The 20,436-nt window shown below is 43.3% G+C and carries 19 protein-coding genes; all 19 read right to left on the bottom strand.

The window, feature by feature from the left end; translation table 11 throughout:
- Positions 1-541: 541 nt before the first annotated feature.
- Positions 542-1,939: an alpha-L-fucosidase gene (locus KHS38_RS20255; RefSeq protein WP_213490410.1), complete on the bottom strand. Its 1,398-nt coding sequence runs from the start codon at positions 1,937-1,939 to the stop codon at positions 542-544.
- A 1,438-nt stretch (positions 1,940-3,377) separates the two neighbouring features.
- A complete protein-coding gene (locus KHS38_RS20250; protein WP_213490408.1) occupies positions 3,378-3,773 on the bottom strand; it encodes an RHS repeat-associated core domain-containing protein in 396 nt (131 codons plus the stop codon).
- Between the two features lie 62 nt (positions 3,774-3,835).
- Positions 3,836-4,126 (bottom strand): hypothetical protein, encoded by a 291-nt coding sequence (locus tag KHS38_RS20245; protein ID WP_213490406.1) that lies wholly within the window; start codon positions 4,124-4,126, stop codon positions 3,836-3,838.
- On the bottom strand, positions 4,111-4,407 hold the full coding sequence (locus tag KHS38_RS20240) for a hypothetical protein (protein ID WP_213490404.1): 297 nt from the start codon (positions 4,405-4,407) through the stop codon (positions 4,111-4,113). Before KHS38_RS20240 ends, KHS38_RS20245 begins: the two co-directional genes overlap by 16 nt.
- Before the next feature lie 20 nt (positions 4,408-4,427).
- Positions 4,428-4,982, bottom strand: a complete 555-nt coding sequence (locus tag KHS38_RS20235; protein WP_213490402.1) for a hypothetical protein — start codon at positions 4,980-4,982, stop codon at positions 4,428-4,430.
- Between the two features lie 217 nt (positions 4,983-5,199).
- Entirely contained in the window at positions 5,200-5,853 is a 654-nt protein-coding gene (locus KHS38_RS20230; protein ID WP_213490400.1) for a hypothetical protein, read from the bottom strand.
- A gap of 39 nt (positions 5,854-5,892) precedes the next feature.
- Positions 5,893-6,399 carry a tetratricopeptide repeat protein gene (locus KHS38_RS20225; protein ID WP_213490398.1) on the bottom strand — a complete coding sequence of 169 codons (507 nt, stop codon included), beginning with the start codon at positions 6,397-6,399 and terminating at the stop codon, positions 5,893-5,895.
- Between the two features lies 1 nt (position 6,400).
- Entirely contained in the window at positions 6,401-6,850 is a 450-nt protein-coding gene (locus KHS38_RS20220; RefSeq protein ID WP_213490396.1) for a hypothetical protein, read from the bottom strand.
- A 10-nt stretch (positions 6,851-6,860) separates the two neighbouring features.
- Entirely contained in the window at positions 6,861-8,375 is a 1,515-nt protein-coding gene (locus KHS38_RS20215; RefSeq protein WP_213490394.1) for a polymorphic toxin-type HINT domain-containing protein, read from the bottom strand.
- A gap of 10 nt (positions 8,376-8,385) precedes the next feature.
- Positions 8,386-10,224, bottom strand: coding sequence for a type VI secretion system Vgr family protein (locus KHS38_RS20210; protein WP_213490392.1), 1,839 nt, complete (start codon positions 10,222-10,224; stop codon positions 8,386-8,388).
- Between the two features lie 15 nt (positions 10,225-10,239).
- Positions 10,240-10,845 carry a hypothetical protein gene (locus KHS38_RS20205; protein WP_213490390.1) on the bottom strand — a complete coding sequence of 202 codons (606 nt, stop codon included), beginning with the start codon at positions 10,843-10,845 and terminating at the stop codon, positions 10,240-10,242.
- Positions 10,846-10,850: 5 nt separating this feature from the next.
- On the bottom strand, positions 10,851-11,753 hold the full coding sequence (locus tag KHS38_RS20200; protein WP_213490388.1) for a hypothetical protein: 903 nt from the start codon (positions 11,751-11,753) through the stop codon (positions 10,851-10,853).
- A gap of 118 nt (positions 11,754-11,871) precedes the next feature.
- A complete protein-coding gene (gene tssD, locus KHS38_RS20195; RefSeq protein ID WP_213490387.1) occupies positions 11,872-12,264 on the bottom strand; it encodes a type VI secretion system tube protein TssD in 393 nt (130 codons plus the stop codon).
- A gap of 99 nt (positions 12,265-12,363) precedes the next feature.
- On the bottom strand, positions 12,364-12,762 hold the full coding sequence (gene tssD, locus KHS38_RS20190) for a type VI secretion system tube protein TssD (RefSeq protein ID WP_213490385.1): 399 nt from the start codon (positions 12,760-12,762) through the stop codon (positions 12,364-12,366).
- Between the two features lie 124 nt (positions 12,763-12,886).
- Positions 12,887-13,456, bottom strand: coding sequence for an NAD(P)H-dependent oxidoreductase (locus KHS38_RS20185; RefSeq protein WP_213490383.1), 570 nt, complete (start codon positions 13,454-13,456; stop codon positions 12,887-12,889).
- Positions 13,457-13,588: 132 nt separating this feature from the next.
- Positions 13,589-14,977 carry a DUF5458 family protein gene (locus tag KHS38_RS20180; RefSeq protein WP_213490381.1) on the bottom strand — a complete coding sequence of 463 codons (1,389 nt, stop codon included), beginning with the start codon at positions 14,975-14,977 and terminating at the stop codon, positions 13,589-13,591.
- A gap of 37 nt (positions 14,978-15,014) precedes the next feature.
- A complete protein-coding gene (locus KHS38_RS20175; protein WP_213490380.1) occupies positions 15,015-15,452 on the bottom strand; it encodes a type VI secretion system contractile sheath small subunit in 438 nt (145 codons plus the stop codon).
- 97 nt (positions 15,453-15,549) lie between these two features.
- Positions 15,550-18,036 (bottom strand): ATP-dependent Clp protease ATP-binding subunit, encoded by a 2,487-nt coding sequence (locus KHS38_RS20170; protein WP_213490379.1) that lies wholly within the window; start codon positions 18,034-18,036, stop codon positions 15,550-15,552.
- A gap of 16 nt (positions 18,037-18,052) precedes the next feature.
- A complete protein-coding gene (tssR, locus tag KHS38_RS20165; RefSeq protein WP_213490378.1) occupies positions 18,053-20,428 on the bottom strand; it encodes a type VI secretion system protein TssR domain-containing protein in 2,376 nt (791 codons plus the stop codon).
- Between the last annotated feature and the right edge of the window lie 8 nt (positions 20,429-20,436).

Here is a 20,436-nt window from a genome sequence, read left to right as displayed (position 1 = left end):
TCTTTCTCTTGATTTAAAGTTGAATTTATGCAAATACTATATAATGAACTTAAGCTGTTGCTAAAAATACATAGTGGCATAGTTACACCGCCGTTTCATTTTTGCGCGCTTCGTCATCATTATCCTGCTTCAACTTGCAACTGCAATATACTAAAATTAAATCAATTAAATACATAAAAGTTTAAAAATATAAATGTATGTATGTTTGTAGGTAAGTAGATGTTTCTGCCGGTTTACGTTGCTGTGGGTTGAATTTTGTTATTAGCAGAATTAGTTATGCAGGCAAAAAGGTTGAAAGACTTGCTTTGATGATATTGCTCCCTCTATTGTGTTATATAGAGCGGGTGAACAATAGCAATCGAATTTTAGCATACTAAAAAAGCCTGCTATTAGCGGGCTTTTTTAGTATGAATAATAAGATAGAGGAGTTTTAGGGTATGATGGCTTCCTTAAGTCATATCATATCCAGTTCCACCAAAGGCTGATATGGCGTAGATCATTCAAGCTGGATTGACGGCTTAGTAATATCGCCTGTTTATAATTATCTGGTCTCGTTGTAAATTTGAAATTCGGCGATAGATGGTGGCGTATCAAAGGTTTGTATAGCCATTCTTACTTTTTCGCCGTGTACCGGTTTAAAGCGGTGTAATTTCATGCGCTCCGCTGTTTCGCCTTCAAACAGTGTTTTCCATACATTATTCTCTAAGTACTCCAATTTATACTTTTTGATATTAAGTTTGCTTTCAAATACGGCTATGGTATTGAAGGTTTGCGGCGTTTTGAAAGCTATTTCATACCAGGGCTGCTTTACTTCGGGGTTGGATTGCCATGAGCTGTGAAAATCATCATCATTGGCAAAATCCATAATATTCATGTCATCGCTCCAGCTCGAATTGGCCGGCTGATTTTTGGCAAGATTAGTTGAAATTATCGGCGCGCCTGTCTTTTTAAACTGTGCCAGCCGACCATCGTTTTTATACAGCTTTCCTATCTCCTTCAGCGCTACTATGGCGTTGTCATCAAACAGGCCATCGCGGTTAGGGGCCACATTTAAAATAAAATTGCAGTTAGCCTTGTTAAGCGGCACCAGCGTTTCATTAACCAGCTTGGCCGGGTCTTTAACCGTAGTTGAAGGGAAATCGGTTTTCCAGAACCAGGAGCTTTGCAGCGGCAGACAGGCCAGTGCTGGCATTGTATTAGTTTCTTTTGAAAGGCGTTGGCCTGCTCCCATTTCGTAGGTTTTGATATCGGTATAGTACAAACCGTCTGCCGGATACTTGGCACCGTTCAAATCCATTAGTATACAGTTAGGTTGTAAAGATTTAACGAGCTTGTATACTTGCTCAAACGGAACATCATCATATGAAATGCGCGACCAAGGGGCATCCCAGCCATCAATAATCAAAGCCTCAATAGGGCCATAATTGGTTAACAATTCGGTCAGCTGCTTTTTAACCATCTCAATGTGCTTGGCCGTGATCTGGTTAGGTCTGAGTTTATGATGTGTATCCAGGATGGAATAGTAAAGCATCACCTTCAAACCATTATCCCGAAAAGCCTTTACAAATTGCTTCACTACATCTTTTTTATAAGGGCTACGCATTACACTGTAATCTGTTGTTTTGGTATCCCAAATACAGAAACCACTATGGTGCTTGGTAGTGAGGCAGCCGTAGGTCATGTTTGCTGCTTTAGCCGCCTTGGCCCATTGATTGCAATCCAGGCGAGTAGGATTAAAAGCTGCAGGTGCAGCTTCTGGGTCGGGCCAGTCCTGATTAAAGTACGTAGGTATGTTGAAGTGAATAAACATACCGAACCGTAAATCAACAAAAGATTGCTGTAGTTGCGCCAGTGGCTGCGGTGCTTTGGACTGTGCAAATACAGCAAGATTAAATAATGAGCAGAAAATGAAAATAAAAAATGAGCTTGTTTTTTTCATAATAAGGAGAGCAGTAGAGTTTGCTTTAATGTTTAGTGTGGTTGAGTTATTTATATAAAAGGTCGTTTCATAAGGAAATTAGGATCGGGCACCTTTGCGATTGATAGCAGACTAATTTCCAATATCTTGTATCCGCTAAGGTAATGCAATAACAATACGAAGATTTTGTTGAATGTGCTACAATTATCTTATGCACAGTACACGTAATAATGAAGTCATTCATGTACATATTGAGTTTTTAAAAGAGGACTGCATTAGAACAGTTATTAAATTCCATCTTAATATGTTAAGCAATAATTATCTGTAGCCTGTGTACGGTTATTGGTAATAGTGGCCAGCATGTTGTACAGATGGTTGATCATTCCGTACTGTCGTGTGCTGTCAGTTTGCCATTGGGTTAGGGCTGTTTTGATAGTTTACAAAACATATCAGCTAAACTAGCAGGTAACCTTTTCAAAGTAAAAAAAGCATCAATTTCTTCTTGCTTCATGTTAAAGGAATAGGCTGAATGAAGTGCCAGATCAGTACAGAGGCAGCAGCTCGTGAGAAAGAACGAGGAATGCAAAAAGCATGACAGGCTTTCCCAGCTTCTATCAGCGGGGTGGAAGCTTTTGCTGACGAGTGTTGACGAACACCACTATACATTACCGGCATTAATGGAGCCTTGATAATATATAAAGCACTAGAAATACTGGCAAAAAAAGCCCTATAATAGTTAGGCCAATGCTATAATTAAAATCTTTTGATCTCATCGATTTTCTTACAAACGATAAATATACCAACCAAAAAAGATCAACAGCCATGAATGCTATTATAATATATTGAAAGAAATAAAATAATAAATCTACACTTAATTCAATTAGAGTTAAATGTGTAATTAATATCACAACCTCTATAAACAAGTAAAGGATTGAATATTTCAATTTAAGATCCATCGTCTCTTTCACAATTAATTTGAGATTTTTAAATTATAACTCTTAACTGTTGTTGAAGTCGGTGTCATTGTTGTCGGACTTACACCTGTGCTTACCTCCCTAGTACTTTCACTTGTTGTATACTTTATTCCTTGTTGATCTAAGTAACTCTGGAACTTATCTATAAATGCCGATTTTCAGATGTAAAGCTTTTCCCCAAGACTTCATTTCGATAAATGATTTAAATAGGAATATATTAGCATCTTTACTACTTCCATATTGTTGTACATAACCAAATATTGAGAGATCGGCTTTTCCTGATGTATTTTTATAAAGGAGAATTTCTTGTCAGAAAATACTTTATAAAGTGAATTTACATAGCTTGTATATTCTTTTTTTCGATATGCAATGTCATCTGTATGCTCATTGCCGTGACCACCAAAAAACGCGTGCTCTAATGAAGCACTAAGAACTAAAGATTTCCACCATCCCACATTTTCCTGCTACCATCATCATCTACGTAGCTATGCGCCCAAGAATCCCCTACTGTATGAAGTTGATTCAAATCTCCTCCCATCCGCCATTTGGATCTCTAAATGCAATAGGATTATTATGACCAAATCTAAAAGGTGTTTCCCTGGAGATCTCTTACGTTCTAGATCTACACTTAACCACTTTCCAATTCTTGGATCATACATTCTTTCCCCAAAGTTAATACTATTGCCGGTACCTTTTACCTCGTTATCATTCTCCTTACCGTTAAAGCCGTATCGGTAAGTGCCGTTGTTGTAGCTGCGGCGGGGCTGCTGGCCGCCAAATGCGTAGTAATCCTGCGCGGAGGCTACTACAGGCAGGAGCCCCGTGCCGCTACCAGTGGCCTGTATACGGTTGTTGGTAATGGTGGCCAGCACGTTGCCCAAGTTGGCACTTTGATATGTAATAGGCTTTTAGTTTTGCCGGTAGCTCTATACGTAAGCTAAACTTACATTATTGGAAACGCTGTTTCTTTAGTTATTTTAGAAAAAAAGCTTTTTGCCTCATTAATCTCAGTAAAAGCATAGTCATATAAAGAAAAGTCTATTTCAGCCTCCCTTCGGATAGTTGAAAATTTAATATCCTCATTTGATATTTCAATAGTTAATATGTAAGGCTGGTTAGGATAACAGTCGATATCAATGAAATGTAAATTATCTTTAAAATTTTCTATAGTTATCTTGTTTCCAAGAGATTGTGATATTATGAATTTCTCAAATTCGATTATGTTAATTGCCATTTGCTTTTACTTCCTTTCTGGAAGTGTTTTACTACCATCTTTGGTTTATATTCATTACCACTATCTTTATATAGTTTTATCTGATTTTCCTTTGTTTTACCCTCTTTTGTGCCATCGCTAAGAGTAGTTATAAATATTCCATACATTCTACCGTCATCTCTATTCGGAATACCAGTAGCCTGTGTACAGTTGTCGGTAATGGTGCCAGCACGTTGTACAGATGGTTGATCATTCCGTACTGCCGTGTACCGTCGGTTTGCCACGGGGTAAAGTTGTTTCATGAAATTAGGTTTAAACCTTTTTAAGAAGAGTATAGTTCTTCAAATAACAAACCGGTGAACTCGAGCTTTTTATAAAGATAGTAAAACTCATCCTGTTTGTCTTTTACCTTAGAATATGTTAAGATCTCCCCTTGTAAGGTTTCAGGTATTTTAAAAATTGGAGAAGTTGGAATTCTATTGTGAAATTTATATTTAAGTATTCTTCCTTTACTTCCATCATCATAATAATCGAAAGTACTTTTTTCTTGATCCAGCATGTTGATGGTTTCCATTACATTTAATGCATACAAGGATTTATCTTCGATTTTTATCGGAAGAATTTCTCCAGCCATTTCCAAAATCGAAAATAGGTCACTGTTAAAAACAGCACTATCAAAAGCCAGAACGCCAGAATTAATATTAAAAAAATTACCCGATCGTTGATTTGAATCTAATATGTACCATTCGATAGCATTCCAGCTTTTGGTTTTAGAAAGACCATCGAAAACTAAATAGTTATACATTAAATCCTCCGTAATATTAGGGGCAATCCATTGATAGTGCTTAACGTCTGTTTTTATTCTATGTATTATCATAATTAATAGATAAATGGTTCTTTTAGAATTTCTTGTTTGATTTTATCTAATTCCTGTCGGACAGCTCCCGGATGGGCATTTAAGAGTCTTATATTTATTTCATCATAATAGGCTTTTGTGTGATAGTCAGTATTCGACCGCTTAACATTTTATAGTTTATTATGAGGATCCGCTTCTTTCAACTGTATTGAAAGCTACGTTTAGGGCATAACTCTTTCTAACTTTTATTCCACCCCGGAGGCAACCAGCCATTGTTAGGCAAATCAGTTGTATTATCAGGTGCTGTGTTAGGCGGCTCAATATCCAAAGGCAGGTTCCTTTCCAAACGAATAAGGCTTTCATACTGACCAAACTCGGGATATGCCTCATACAGACCGCTTATATCAAAGCGCTTATTACCCTCAAAGTCCTGTATCTTTTGGTTTTTCTCATCGTATTTACGGTAGTTTATATCGCCCTGCTCATCAAAGGCATAATGTATGCGGTATTCTTCATCTTTAGCTGCCTCAGAAGCAAAATGATAGTACCAGATTTCTCTGAGAAATAGCGTATGGTCTTCTCGTATTTCATGGAAGGCATAAGCCAGATATTCTCTTCCTGCTTCATCTAAGAAATTAACCCCAATATGCTTATTTCGAGGAATTACTGATACATAGCAATAAGGTACGTCTTCGCTTTCCGTAAATACACAGAATTCATAGTGCAGCTTTTTGTTATGGTTTTCCTTCGCCACATCAGAAGCCGATAACTTCCCAGATTTCACTTTGGCCTTGTTATTCGTATCATTTGATGCATCCAGAAGTGTTTGTGTGCCTGATTCGGAATTTAACTCTTTATAATCTGTTAACCAGCTTTGATATTTAATTATCATCTCATAAGATTATAAAAGCAGCCCTTTGGCTGCTTAAATTTAATTTTTGTTCCAATCGGGAGGAAGCCAGGAATTGTTTTTATTACCCAGATTAGCATCTGATTTGCTATCAGTAGGTGGTTCTGCACTTTCTACTTCTGTACGGAGGAGGGCAAAGTATTCTGGCTTTTCATCTTCAAAGATGGTATGGCCATCCAGTATATACGCACTCATAAAATGCTGTTTGGCTTTGGCTATGTTTCCTTGCTCATAATACACCTGTCCGATGCTGAACCAAATGTAAGCGTTGCCCGTGCCATCTGGTGATTGAAGTGCTTGTTCATATGCGTTCAGGGCATCATCTGGCTGCTGTTTATTTAAATAAGCATCGCCTATAGCTGCGTATAACCAGGTGGCTGCTTCCCAGTCCGTTTTAGGCTCAGGCAGTAAAGCCAGTGCTTGCTGGTACTGTGCTAACGCCGAAGCGAACTGCTCATTTTCAGCATAGGCATCTCCTTTTTCTGATAACGCTATGATTCGGTCGTAAATCTCGTCAGGTAACTCCATATTAACTGTTCATATATTTATCCGGATTGCGATAAAAGTCTAAGTACACTTCATCGCCTGTTCCGAAACAATGCCCTTTTGATTCTCTGTAAGCGACTGAAAAGGATTCGTGTGCACCAGCAAACTCTTTTTTCTCAAAAAGCATTTTTCCCCTCATAAGAGCTAATTCTCCGGGATGCTGTTGTTGCTTCTCATCCAACCAGGCCAACTTTTGTAACCATACATTGGCTTGGTCAAAATCAACAGCGTGTTTAATGTAAAATACAATAAACAGCTTTGCGATTCGATAGCTTTCTTCCCAAGCTTCTTTAGGTTCTGGAATTGCATTCCACTTTTCTAATTGCCATTTAGCGAATCCTTCAAAGTCTTTATTTTGAAAGCATTCACGAGCTTTTATTCCGTAATTATTTATTATTTCTTGTATATCAGCTGTCAGTTCCTTACTTGCCATAATAGATCGTTTATTTCATTGGAGGTAGGTACTCTTCTAATAACTGAGCGCCTCTACTTCTATTAGTTTTATAGTATTCGTATATATAATTTTTGGAATCAAGCATCCATTCTCTTACTTCTTTACTTTTTGCACCATAATATCGGCCTGTTGAATTCCACCATGAAACTGCATCATGAATATGTCCCATGTCAGCTTCCTTAATATTTCGCCATATTTTATTGTCTGCATCATAAAACTCTTTCACAACATTTCCGAAGTCATCCGTAACTTCTCTTGCTAAGCCTGATTTCTTCATGCGCTCAAACACCTCTAGTCCAGTTTTTGATGCTTTTCCAGGTGTCCGGCCAAGATATTTAAGTCTTTTACTAATTTCTTTAATGGCTCCTGTAATACATGCCTTTGCATTATGTACCAGCCAAGCCAGAATGCCTACAAAGTAAGTGTGCCAGCCCTGTACTTCAAAATTAAAGACTTTGCTCTTTTGATACTTAAATTCCTGATGCTTTATAAACCGCCATTCACCTTGTTTGGTTTGCAGTTCATCGGCAGGGCTTAGGTCGGCGGCTGGTTTCCAACCTTCACGGGTATAAAATGGGTGCTCAGCCGTGGTGATTATAGTTTCGCCTTCCAGTGTCACTTCAACGGTAGCATCTACCTCACGTTGCATCGTGGCAGTTACTTTTTTCAGAGCAGTTTGGCCTGTGTCTTCGTCATAGGCCCATACCTCGTCACCTTCAATTACATCTTCAATATTTTTAGTGCCTTTACTGGTATGTACCGGCGTTCCGGCAGCAAAGCAGGCAAATACGCATATTTTACCTGTTGCTTTAGCAATATCATCAACATGCTTGGCCAACCCTTTGGCTACGGCAATTGCGCCTTCTTTAGTAAGTAATTTGCCTGCCGCTTTTAACGAGGCCTTAGCAGCAGCTTTTAGGCCCACCTTAGCGCCCGATTTCATAGCGGTTGAGGCGGCTGTAGTAGCGCCAAAGCTTACCACCCCCGCTATATCCATAGCTAAAAACCCCACATTGGCGGCCGCCATCCAGAAATTACCCTTGGCCGATTCGCGAACAATACCGATAATGCTGCCTGCCACGGGTATTAACTCAGCGGTATCCCACCAACCCCAGCCTTCATCTTCCTGCTCCTGGCTGTTCTCGTCTACCATTTTTTGCAGATCATCCTGGCTTACGGGTACCTGCCCGCTGGTCATGAACTCCACTGTTCCGCCTACGCTGCAAGGCATTTTGCTTCTGAACAGTAATGTTTCCTGACCTTTTATTTTTACCTTGTAGGTATCGGTCCACTCAGTAGGTTCCGGCTTGCATGATCCGCCGTTTACACTGCAGGTACCAAACGACGGGATATTTTCTAAGGAAATTTTATCGGCCTTAGTACAAGCCATGCAGCCACTAATTTTTACATTTTGATTGGCCAGCCCTCTGAAATAATTTGGCGACGAACCTTTGTTGCAATGGCATACCGCCTTATCAACAATATACTCTAATTCATGAGGCATAAGCTTTGAATTAAGTGATATCCGTATCGTTTGAATTGATTCTGACAGTGGCCGTACCATTCATTTTTACATCGGCCCCAAGCACGTGTGTTTCGGTGGTGCCGCTTACATACGCCGCAGCCGAGGTGCTTTGTATACTTACGTCGGTTTTTCCGGTAATGGCTACGCCCATGGTTGTGGCATCAATAGTAATACCTTCCGTATCGGCCGTGGCTGCAATAGTTTTCTTGGCGCTGATGTTGATGGTACCTTCGCCCCCGCCTTGTTCGCCGGGCTGGGCGTTTATAGCTACGCTGTTGCTGGCGTTTACAATAAAATCTTTGGTATTGATAGTGAAAGAATTGGGTGCGGTAAGCGTTACCTGCCCATTGCCATGCATGGTAATCACATTGCCGCTCGGATCTTTCACGTTGATGCTGCCATCGCTGTCGTTAAGGATAACCGTATTGCCGCTTCGGGTGGTAAGGGCTTTTACCTTATTGGTTTGCCCGCCGCCGGTACCGGTTTTACCGCTAAACATACTGCCAATTACCATCGGCCGGGCAACATTGCCTTCCTCAAAAGCTACCAAAACCTGGTCGTCTTTTTCGGGAATGAAAACAAAGCCGCGGTTGGTGCCTACCTTTTCGCTGCTGCCGGCATCCGGCGTAACCACCCTGAGCCACTCAGTAGGATCGTTACTGGTGCACTGCCACTTGAACTGCACTTTGATGCGGCCCTGTCCCTTGGGGTCGTCATTGTCTACCACCGTTGCCAGCTGCATGTCGGCAAACGGCTTCTGCGCTTCCTTGACACTGATCTTTTCACTATCCGCCGATACGCCTTCAAACGTGTTCTGGTAATGGCCCACGCCATCCAGCTGGTGGTACACCGAGGTTACCAGAAACTTGCCAAAGTCCTGCACCTGGAAACCGTTCTCGGCCCGCATACTGGTGCTGATGTGCACCACCTTGCCCAAACCCACCTCCGGGTTATCGCCGTTGCCCATGATGCTCAATAGCTCCGATACCAGGGCGCTGTGCTCATCGTTCACAAACGTATCGATCTCTTTCTGGGAGTTGATGCGCACGTTCAACGGCCCGTTGTAGCGCTTGCTGAACACCTGGTTGGAGGCATCCACCACATGCGCCAGATCAGGCGAAGAGGCGGCTGCTGCCGCAGGCTGCGCGCTGAACAATTGATCCTGCGGTGAATGATAGGCAAACTTCTGGTATTTAAGCGGCGCGATCTGCATGCCGTACTGCAAACTGTGCAGATCACGGCCGTATACCAGGCTTACTTCTTCCAGCTTATCAGGCTTGCCGAAGTTGAGCCGGGTGCCATCGTAGTAAAACCATTCATGGTACTCGGCCGAAAGGCGGTTGATGAACTCGAAGTCGCTTTCGCGGTACTGGATGATATAATCAATGGGCGAGGTGTAAGCTGGTTTCACCTGGAAGTTCAGATCATTCTGCGGTGCGTCGGCGGTAGCCTGCTGCAGGATGGTTTTCAGGTCTTTATTGAGGTAAGAGCCCAGGTCAGGCCCGCGGTCCAAAAGAATAGAAGGGCTGAAGCCGCTGATCAGGATATCACCCTGAAAGCCGTGGCTCTGGGAGATCTCCACGCGCGTGATCTTGCCGGTGAACTGGTTTTCTTTACCCAGCAGGGTGCCGAACTGTACGGTGATATTTTTACCGATAAAGGCCTTGGACCTTTCGAGTGTGATGTGGTTGGTGCCCTCGATCTGGTCATGGTTCAGCCGCAGCTCAAAGGTGTGGTGCTCGTTGAAGCGCTGGTTGAGCGTAAAGCTCGAAAAGTGAGCTATGGGCGTACCTTCTATATTGATATCTACTCGGATTTTGTTTTCCATAACAAAGGTTTTTACTTATCCCTTCAATGGCCAGGGACTATAATAGCTTAATATTCTATAAGTTCCTTTTATCTTCCCGAACACAAACCCAAACGATGTTTCCTTACCGTTATCCTGCACAAACTGTATTTGCAACTCATACAGGGTGCTGCCTTTGTCGGCAGTTTGCGATAGTAGCTGGTAGTAATTTTCGGTAGTGTGCTTATCTATTTCCGATAGTTCATCTTCCACGCTACCGGGTATCAGTCTTTGGGCATCTTTAGTAAAAATATCATCAAAATATTGTGGCAGTTCCTGCCGGCTTACCAGATCCTCCCGGTGGTCAACACTTGAGCTTTGTAAATCCTCGTTGCTCCACTGCGGACCAGTTTGTACCGGGTCATTAAACATTTGCAGTAGCTGTGCTTTATTCTTTTGTTTTACCGCCAGTTTAAACGCTTTTAAAAACTGACGAAACTGCTGCTCGTCTGATAATGCGGGTTTAACTTGAGTTTGTGTTTGTACGCTTGTGGTTTCCGGTTTATTGCTCGTCGTGTTTTGCGCGCCGCGCTTGTTGTTACAACCATATACCGGCTGTAATAGCAAAGCAGCACATATCATATAAATGTATTGCGCATTCATTGATTTTAGTTTCTTGGAATACTGATTAAGGCCCGCTGTTCCATGCGTTTCAGAATTACGGCTGCGCCTAATTGCTGCGATACCGCATTGGCATCAAAAACGCCATCCTTAACGTATTTGCCCTTGGTATAATGGTTTGAAAAGCTCCAGAGGTATGGCGTATGTACGCCCTTTTTATTATAACCGAAGCCATTGTACCCTTCCAGTTTCTGTAAAATAAATGGCAGGCTCCAGTTCGTTACCTGATCGTATTTCATGAGCTTAAGTGCATCAACCGCGCTTTCCTCGAAGGTAAATGGCGGTGCATGCCCTACTTTAGGGCGGTGTGCAGGCACGTGCACAGTATAGCCAGTAAGCGGATCGCCATTATGCAAATGTTTTTTAAAACTAAAACTGCACTCCAAATAGTGTACACAAGCAATGAAATACCATGGTACCCCTGCGCTGCTAAACACTGATGACAGGGAAAACATATCGCGGTTTAAGCCAAATGCGCTGCTATTATCAGTAAAACTGGGTTGCAGCAGGCGGCTGGCCAGCATAGGCGAGTTATTCAGGTCGAACGAGGGCGGCGTGAGTAACGATTTCTGTGCTACGGATGTATCGGTATTACCAGTTAACTGGCCAAAACGATTATAAAAAGGGGTATAAGGTGATTGAAACTGAAAAGGCTGGTTAAGCGATTGGCTGCTTACATTGTTGCCCTTAACCAGATTTGAAACACTTTCATAGCGCTGCCGGTTTACTACCACCTTCTCGTCAATGATCTTATCAACAGCCAGTATCTTTTCTTTTTTTATCTCGCAGGTATTAAACAGCGTGATATACTCCATGGCAGTTGGTATACTCGACTTCTTTTTGCGGGTAGTAGGTTTGGGTGGATTGATAATTCGCTTCTTAATCTTCATAGCAGAAAGCAAAAAGGAACAGTGGCAGAAAAAAAACGGAGAAGATACTTATGCATATCCCCTCCGTATCTTTATAGTTTAGCAGAGCCCGACTTGGGCCGGGCTCTCAAATAATGGCTTATTTAGGCCAGTCGTTTTCGTGTTCGGCGTTACCTACTTTTAGTTTACGGGCCGAAATCACAAAGCTTAATGACATTGGCGCGTTACCCACAATAGATAAGCCCTCATTGTACTGAATGATGTAACCATCTTCAAAAGAAAGCTCTTTCATTTTGGCATCTTCTTCCGATTTTTTGAAAGTAATTACACCGCTCAATGGTTTGTACTGGTTGTTTACCATTGATTCAATTACCGAAGTATCTTCAGTTGATTCAACTTCAACTTGTATTGTACCGCCGTAAACACCTGATGAAGGGCGTCCTTTAGCATCTACATCACGGCTCAGTGCATAGCTGCATTGCAGCACGTCAAATTCTCTTGAGCCTATATTGATTCTTGCTTTAAAAGCCATAGTAGTAAAAATTATAGATAGAACAATCCAGAGGTGGCAGCAAAAGCTGCTTAATCTCTGTTAATAGATTTCAAAAAGATATAATAGGATAACAGCGGTTTAGCTGCGGCCTGGCCAGTCATTCACGTGCTCGGCGTTACCTAATTTCAGTTTACGTGCCGAAATGGTGAATTTGTAAGTCATAGGGGTATCACCTACAATGTTTAAACCTTCCGCATACTTTACAATGTAACCATCTTCAAAAGAAAGCTCTTTCATTTTAGCATCTTCTTCTGATTTTTTGATTAACAAAGTACCGGCTATAGGCTTGTACTGGTTGTTTACCATAGCTTCAACAATAGATGTGTCTTCGGTTGATTCTACTTCTACATCGATAGTACCACCATAAACACCTGAAGCCGGGCGACCTTTAGAGTCAACGTCGCGATTTAAGGCATACGAGCAATTAAGTACATCGTACTCTCTGCCCGAAAAATTTAATCTTGCTTTGAAAGCCATAACGATAAATTTTTGAGGTTAATTTAATTATGTTGCTCCCCGACCACCGGAGAGCTTTCTTATATTAACTACAATATTGGGCAAATATTGTTTAAGGAAAAGTAAAATTAATCAATAGTTTTTTTCAAATGCCTTTCCGGCCGAAGTCATGCAGCTTTTTGAGCCACTTTTGGGCATAGGCATTATCCAGAGAATAGAGGTAACCGATAGTATTGGTAAGTACCGGTTTAATACGGCATTTTTCGAGCACGGAGCGTTTAATAGCCAGGTAGGTTGTGCGCTGGCTGTTTTGCCAGTCGTGCCAGGCGGCTTCGTCCAGTATGGAAACAATACGGGCAGAGCGACCGGCAAAGTCATTACTAAAATGGGGCTGATTGATCACAAAAACCTGGTCGGGCAGGAAAATGCGGTCAAAAAACCCTTTTATTTTAAAATGGATAGAATCTTTATAAACCGGGCAGAAAATAACGATATGATTGCTCCACCTTATTTTATCTATAGCTTCGTTCAAATCCTGTTCGGCATCAGCCAGCTTATTGGGCAGGGATTTATTGGGATTAAATTTAAGGTCGGCAATAGCAATCTCTTTAATAACAGCCTCAGCCTGCCCGGCACCATGCCGGTAGGCATCCATCAGCGCCTGTGTAATAGCGCTTTTGTTTATATCTGCATTAATGAGAACTACCTGCTTCATAAATTTACCGGGTAAAAATACGCAGTGCAGGCAATAAAACAATAGTAAGCAATAACGTTTGCTTAACGTTAAATAAATATGGCTCCATTCTGTATGTACAGAAACGGAGCCATAAATGTTTTTAGTGCAGAATTACTGCTGGTTGTATTCGGTATTCCAAACAGTGCCCTCATCGTCGCCTTTGTGGCCATCCAGTTTAACCACAAAGCTTTTTGCCGGGAAGTAAGGCGTGATATGGATATCCAAATGGATGCGGTCTTTTTGTACCTCATCGCGCTCAAAGCGAACAATTTTAAATCGCTCTATCAGGCGGTCAGGCCCTTGTATACCATCCAAAAACTTCACAATCTGTGAGCGCAGGTCCTGCTCGGTTCTTGAATTCCAGTTTTCAAAAGCGCGGCGGTTCAAAAAGTCGAACAGTACTTTGGTAATATAGTCAAACACGCGCACCACCGAGTAAGTTTGCAGACCAATGTTATCGCCATTGAACAACGTTTTGGCCGAAAAAGCCATCACCTTGCCATACTCATTAACCATGGGTACCAAACCTAATTTTTCAAGGTGTGATATCTCACTTTTTTTCAGGTCAAAGCGCACACCGTCAACCTCGTTTACGGCCCCATGTTTTTTACCGGCGGTAACCTGCGACATTAAGGTATAATACATTTTGCCTGCCAGCGCTGCTGATCCGGGTACAAACAAATCTTCCTCTTCACCCACCTCGGCTACTTTACCGCGGCCTACCATCCAGTTACAGGTCATGATGGTATTGGCTTTAAAGGCTTCGCCACCGGTAAGGTTAGCTGAGCTGAACAGGTCAACCACATCATCGGGTTGATCCAGGTCGGCAAAGTCGGTCACCAGCATTACTTTATTCTCGTGGGCCATTTTTGACCAGCGCTCTACCACTTTGTTTGATCCCAGGTAACCCGGAACAACCATTAGTGAATAGTTTTGGCGCAGATCCAGCCTGTCATAATTCTGTTTTAACTCGTTGCCTACGTATTCAATAAAGCGCGGATTATCCAGTTCTTTAAGCTGATCCAGGCTGGCGTTCATTAACACCACATTTTTCACTTTATCGGCTTCCGTGTTTTTATAGAACAGGTGCAGTGAGCGGTAAGCCTGCTCCAGCTCACGGGTATTTTGCAACACGTTGTGGATGTTGGTATTCAGGTTTTCTTCAACCTGTTGCAGCTTTTGGGTACTGTTCTCAACCATTTCACCAACCGACCCACCGTTTTCCAGTGCTTCGATCCATTGGTTAAGCTTTTGTTTTAGTTCCTCACGTTCACGTTTCTTTTCATCATCGGTCAAAAATATCTGTTTACGGGCTTTGCGTTCAGGGTTTAAGTTTTGCAAACCATCAATAGTGGTTTCCAGCAAATCAAACCCGCCCACGCGCGAAAGCTTGTCGAGGCTTTGGTTTAAGGATAATTCCTGTACGGCCGGCTTTTCGGCCTGTTTATAACCCTGAGCCGATGCGGTATCATTCAGGGCTTGCTCATTTGGTGTTGCCATGTTTTTAATTTGGTGTGTTTAGGTCAATCGTTGGTTACTACTCCAGTTCCTTCACAAAGTTTTTCAGCGCGCTGATAAAAGCGCCCCGGGTCTCTTCATTATCAAGCGCGGTTTTTAACGTTTTGTTAGTTTTCAGCTGCTTGATGATGCTCAGGTACATCTCGCGTTCGATGTTCAGTTTACGCAAGTAGTTGCTTTGCTGCACCAGCCTTTTTACACCAAAATCACCCAGGTTCTGAAATTTCAGGTTTTCGGTTACGGTTGAGCCATCCTGTTTATCTAATGATATATCAACATTAGGTTTAAAATGCTCAAATACTTCCTCAACGGTTTTCAGCCCTTCTACCTTTTCAGGACGCAGGGGTTCGTTATCAGTTAATTTCTGGATGAATAAAGTTTTATTCGGGGATATTTCTCCAAACGCTTCTGAGGTATCGACTTTCTTTTCGTTTCCTCCAATTTCGTAGTTAAACATATTGCAGAGATGAGGTTTGTAGCTTCTTAAACTTATTTATTGGTTAACCCAATTGTGGGCAAAAATGTTTTGCTATTGTTTCTAAACGTGCTAATAGTTAATTAATTACCCAGTCAAGCTCGTTGGTGTCGGTTTTTTTGGATACGCTGATGCTTTGCCCTTTCTTTAACTCGCCGGAAATGATATATCTGGATATGGGCCGGCGCAACTGGTTGCGGATAACACCGGATAGCTGCCGTGCGCCATATTTAGGCGTAAAGCCGCCCAAAGCGAGCATGCTTTTGGCATCGTCACTGATGGAAAAGCCAATGCCCATTTTATCCAGCGCGTCGGTAAGGCTCCGCAGTTGTATGTCAAATATTTTGACCACATTTTGCTCTGATATTGGCGCAAAGGGTACAATTTCAGAAAGGCGGGCTAAAAACTCGGGCCTGAAATGCCTTGCCATCACTTCCATCAGTTGGTTGGATGTTGGCAAGTGCCCCTGGCTAAGCTGCTCGGCAATCCACTCGCTGCCAATGTTGGAGGTAAATAGGATGAGTGAGTTGGAAAAATCACCTTCTTTACCCAAGCGGTCATGCATGTGACCTTCATCCAGTATCTGTAAAAATATATCAAATACAGATGGATGCGCCTTTTCTATTTCATCAAACAGTAAAACGGCGTAAGGTTGCTGCCTGATTTTATTCACCAGCAAGCCGCCTTCTTCATAACCCACATATCCCGGGGGGGCGCCATAAAGCAGTGCAGCCGAATGTTCTTCCTTAAACTCCGACATATCAAACCGTATCATGGCCTTTTCGTCGTTAAACAAAAAGTCGGCAATGGATTTGGCAAGCTCTGTTTTACCGGTACCGGTTGGCCCCAGTAAAAAGAACGACCCGATTGGCTGGCCTTTTTTGTTAAGCCCGCTGCGCGATTCCAGTATGGCATCGGCTACCGCCTTAAGCGCTTGGTCCTGCCCCACTACCCGCTTTTTCAGGAAGCTTTCCATATTCAGCAACCGCTCCTTTTCCTGCGCCTGAATTTTACCCATCGGTATGCCGGTTTTGAAGGATATAATAGCGGCAATATCCTGTTTATCCACCTCGCTTACCTTTTCCTGGGCAAGGGTTTCCAGTTTGGGCAGGTTGCGCTCAAAGTAGGTGATAAATTCTTCGGGCGTTTCAAAGCTGCTTACCTGCGTTTCATCTTCCAGCTTGCCTAAAAGCACAGCGCTGGTTTTGTTTTGCATCAGGTTGTACAGCCATTTATAATCGGCTACGGTTGCCGGTTCTTCATCTTTGTTGGTTAGTTCACCAAACTGCTGGTTCAGTTCAGTAAGCGTCATGTCTGATGTATCGTTCATCAGGCGTATGGCGGCCATGGTGCGGTCCATCAGGTCAAATGCCGCATCGGGCAACCTGCGGTCTTTTAAATACCGTTTAGCCAGGCGCACGCAATCCTGTACGGCATCATTACTTATTTTAAGGCCATGGTGCTCCTCGTAATAAGGCACCAGCTTTTCGAGCATTTTAATGGCAGTATCTATATCCGGCTCGTTTACCTGTAATACTTCAAACCTGCGACTAAAAGCCTGTTCGGGCTCAATAATCTTGCGGTATTCATCAATGGTGGTGGCACCAATAACCGTGATTTCGCCACGGGCCAACTCGGGTTTAAGCAGGTTGCCCACGCCGCCACCTATAGGCCCTTTGTTATCCAGCAGGGTATGTATCTCATCAATAAACAAGATGGCTTTATCATACTGTTTAATTTCGCGCAGAATATTTTTCAGGCGGTCTTCAATCTCACCTTTGTAAGATGCACCTGCAATGAGCGACCCTAAATCGAGTTCAAATAAACTTACATTTAACAGTGACTGCGGTACCTGGTTATTGATAATATCCAGCGCAAAGCCGTCAATCAATGCGGTTTTGCCTACGCCGGCCTCACCGGTAATCATCACGTTTGGCTTGGTGCGCCGGCTTAGAATTTCCATCACCATGCGCGTTTCCCTATCGCGACCAATAATGGGGTCAATTTTTCCTTGTCGGGCCAAATCGGTACGGTCAATGCAATATTTGAGCAGTGCTCCGGTGGTTTTGGCGCCTGCAGCTGCGGCATTTGCCTCGCCGTTAGGCGACGATTGGGCTACAGCGTGCTGCAGGCTGTCATCCTGCAGGTATACATCCAGTATCTCCTTTTCTTTGATGGGCAGGGATTTAAGCTGACCCGGATCAAAGCCAATATTGGGTTTTACCAGTGCAACCAGTACACAAACCGGAGTTATGCTGTCCAAGCCTAATTTAATGCGTACATCGTCGGCTTCGTCAAATACCCGCTTTACGGCATCATTGCCCAGCATTTCATCGGGCACGGTCATGGCCGGGCTGTAATCTTCCATGCGCACCTCGGCCCAGTCGCCTACGTAGGCTGCATCCTTACCAATTGCGTTTAAAAAATTACGCAGGCCCACTTCCTGGTGCATCAGTCCCTTAAGCAAATGCGCAGGTCCGAATTCTTTATGATGGTATTCTTTAGCCAGCGACTGGGCTACTCTGACGGCTGTTTTTACCGAATCGCTCAAGTTGATGATGTTCATAAATGATTCGCTAAAATTATTGTTGCCAGTTAGCTTGTGTTACGTAGTAGTACACCTTGCCGTTTGATAGGAAATGCTGTTTCAGCATGGTTTGCTGTTTCATATTGTTACGGCTACGTATCAGGTAACTTATGTAGGCCTCAAAAGGCTGCTGTGGCATGTTACCTGTACGTTTCAAATCTATCACCCGGTAGGTACCTAATGCAGGGTTGGCAGGTGGTATCAGTCCGGTTGCTTTTTGAATGTAGTCGGTTAGCCTCATTTTTTTGATATCGCCCCGGCTGATATCCATATCCAGGTTATCCTGCAAAATGTTCAGGTAATTGCGGAACAGCTTTTTGCGGAAATTACCGGCATCCTGCTGCAGGTTCTCGCCAATCATCAGGGATAGTATATCCTGCATTTGTTTATACTCTGCATCGTTTAATATTAAAGAGTACTGTAGTAATTGCGGATGCTCGGTTACAACGCTTGCAGGCAAATCAGCCGTCAGAAAATACTTAAAGGCATTATGCGGCATATCATCGCCCAGGTTATCAGGAACCGGTGCCGATAGTTGGGTTAGCACCACCGGTGATACATAGCGGTGCTCGCGGCCGGTAAGCCTGAAGGCGCTATCCAGCGAATGGGTTTGCGATTTGATGTCATATTGGGTTTCGGCCATCAGTCTGCTTAAAGAAGCTTCCATGGCCTGGTTTGATTTAACCACGCCTTTTGGCGGAAATACTACCGCACCCTGTACCAAACTGTTGCGTGGATAATCCAGATAGAACGAAACAGAGTCGGACACGGATGTATTGAACTGCTGACTGTTAGTTAAACCTTCGCCAACAACCATACGGCTTTTTTTACGTTCGGCGGCCTGTACTGCCGATTCCGATACCAGCTTACGTGCCTGAATAACGAAGTCGTTATAAATAGGTTTGTAATCACTGTAAACCTGTATAGCTAATATCCGGGCATCGGCCGATGCCACGCGCGATGCCAGATTGTAAATGCTTTCGTTGTTATAGTAACCGTTACCAGTGCTGCCTATCAATACAATTAGGTTGGTTTGATTGCGGCGGCTGGCCAGCATGTTTACGGATGCGCCTATCCCTTCAAATAACGGCTGGCTGTTGGTTGCTGCGGCACAACCTGCGGTTACGGCAGCTTGTTTATCCAGAAAACGCACCACCTGGCGGTAATCAGAATTAAAAGGTTGCTGCTCAATGCCTCCTGTTGTACAGTTACTTTCGCTACGGTAAACTACTGCACCATACTGTATCTGGTTACCTGCATTATAGCTGTTAAACACTTTTTCGAAAGACTGAATAGTACTGGTTAAACCTGCAAAATAATTACGCATGGCACTGCCACCATCCACAACAAAAACCACATTGATTTTGCGCATGTTTTTACGCAGGGCCAGGTAATCCTGGTAAGAAATGTGCCCGCCTTTAATGTTCAGTATGCTGTTGTTCGATTTGTCATAAACATCGGCAGCCAGGCCAACCTGCATGTTGCCGGCATTGGCACCCGATGAGGTGTTTATCACCGGCAAGCTGCGCAGCAAAGGCTGATCGGGTTCAATAAGCGGATCAAAGGCAAATTTGCCTGCAACAGGGCTGCCCGGCTTCAAGGCCGCATTGATAGCCATTGCGGTTGAGTCGTCAGTGTCGTAACCCGGTCTGGCAGCTGTGATGTACAGCTTTTCGCCCCAGCTGTGTACTGCATCGGCCGGTATCCAGCCATATACGCTGTTTAGTGCGCTATCTGGTATCAGCTGGGTATCAGATCCTACCAGCACGGTTTTACCATCGGGCGATTTTTTATAGATATACAGTAATTGGTTAAGGGCAACCTTACTTTTTTTCTGTGACAGGTCGGGTGAGTTATATACGTAAAGCGAATCCGACCGGTCATAATAAGCGTCCGGGTTCAAAAGCGCTCCCTTGTCTGAAACCATGGTTACCGCTTTTTGCGTATGGCCGCTTGCTTTGTTTACATAGGCCGCCTGCCAAAGCAGCACCTTATTCTTGCTGATCCAGCCGTAGCTTTGTGCCGCCTTTTTATTGGTTAGCTTGCGGCCCTGAACCATGCCCGGCTGGTATTTGATTAGTTTAAGGTAGCCATTGCTTTCCTGGCTCACATAGAAAGGCTCCATAAACTTAATCTTCTTCATCACCAGCGAGCCACCCGGTGCGGTGTAAGTATAGTTCTCGTCGCGGTCCGAAAAAACGATCCATGGTAAGGATGTGGTTTTGCCGTCCTCATAAATATTGGTGCGCGCATCGGGCTTTTCAAAAGCCGCCGGCATGGTTTTAACTTTTTTGCTGATAGAAACCGGCGATTGCGCCTGCGCTGCTGTAACAGTTAATAATATAGTGAAAAAGGTTATTGTGTGTTTCATGGTGAATG

It is taken from the genome of Mucilaginibacter sp. Bleaf8 (assembly GCF_018390515.1).
In the GTDB taxonomy this organism is placed as follows: Bacteria; Bacteroidota; Bacteroidia; order Sphingobacteriales; family Sphingobacteriaceae; genus Mucilaginibacter.
The sequence above is the reverse complement of the archived record's forward strand: the minus strand, read 5'-3'. Positions and strand labels throughout refer to the sequence as shown.

Coding starts and splice junctions, on each gene's coding strand:
- KHS38_RS20255 (WP_213490410.1), bottom strand. CDS start 1,939: ATGAAAAAAACAAGCTCATTTTTTATTTTCATTTTCTGCTCATTATTT.
- KHS38_RS20245 (WP_213490406.1), bottom strand. CDS start 4,126: ATGGCAATTAACATAATCGAATTTGAGAAATTCATAATATCACAATCT.
- KHS38_RS20240 (WP_213490404.1), bottom strand. CDS start 4,407: ATGAAACAACTTTACCCCGTGGCAAACCGACGGTACACGGCAGTACGG.
- KHS38_RS20235 (WP_213490402.1), bottom strand. CDS start 4,982: ATGATAATACATAGAATAAAAACAGACGTTAAGCACTATCAATGGATT.
- KHS38_RS20230 (WP_213490400.1), bottom strand. CDS start 5,853: ATGATAATTAAATATCAAAGCTGGTTAACAGATTATAAAGAGTTAAAT.
- KHS38_RS20225 (WP_213490398.1), bottom strand. CDS start 6,399: ATGGAGTTACCTGACGAGATTTACGACCGAATCATAGCGTTATCAGAA.
- KHS38_RS20220 (WP_213490396.1), bottom strand. CDS start 6,850: ATGGCAAGTAAGGAACTGACAGCTGATATACAAGAAATAATAAATAAT.
- KHS38_RS20215 (WP_213490394.1), bottom strand. CDS start 8,375: ATGCCTCATGAATTAGAGTATATTGTTGATAAGGCGGTATGCCATTGC.
- KHS38_RS20210 (WP_213490392.1), bottom strand. CDS start 10,224: ATGGAAAACAAAATCCGAGTAGATATCAATATAGAAGGTACGCCCATA.
- KHS38_RS20205 (WP_213490390.1), bottom strand. CDS start 10,845: ATGAATGCGCAATACATTTATATGATATGTGCTGCTTTGCTATTACAG.
- KHS38_RS20200 (WP_213490388.1), bottom strand. CDS start 11,753: ATGAAGATTAAGAAGCGAATTATCAATCCACCCAAACCTACTACCCGC.
- tssD (WP_213490387.1), bottom strand. CDS start 12,264: ATGGCTTTTAAAGCAAGAATCAATATAGGCTCAAGAGAATTTGACGTG.
- tssD (WP_213490385.1), bottom strand. CDS start 12,762: ATGGCTTTCAAAGCAAGATTAAATTTTTCGGGCAGAGAGTACGATGTA.
- KHS38_RS20185 (WP_213490383.1), bottom strand. CDS start 13,456: ATGAAGCAGGTAGTTCTCATTAATGCAGATATAAACAAAAGCGCTATT.
- KHS38_RS20180 (WP_213490381.1), bottom strand. CDS start 14,977: ATGGCAACACCAAATGAGCAAGCCCTGAATGATACCGCATCGGCTCAG.
- KHS38_RS20175 (WP_213490380.1), bottom strand. CDS start 15,452: ATGTTTAACTACGAAATTGGAGGAAACGAAAAGAAAGTCGATACCTCA.
- KHS38_RS20170 (WP_213490379.1), bottom strand. CDS start 18,036: ATGAACATCATCAACTTGAGCGATTCGGTAAAAACAGCCGTCAGAGTA.
- tssR (WP_213490378.1), bottom strand. CDS start 20,428: ATGAAACACACAATAACCTTTTTCACTATATTATTAACTGTTACAGCA.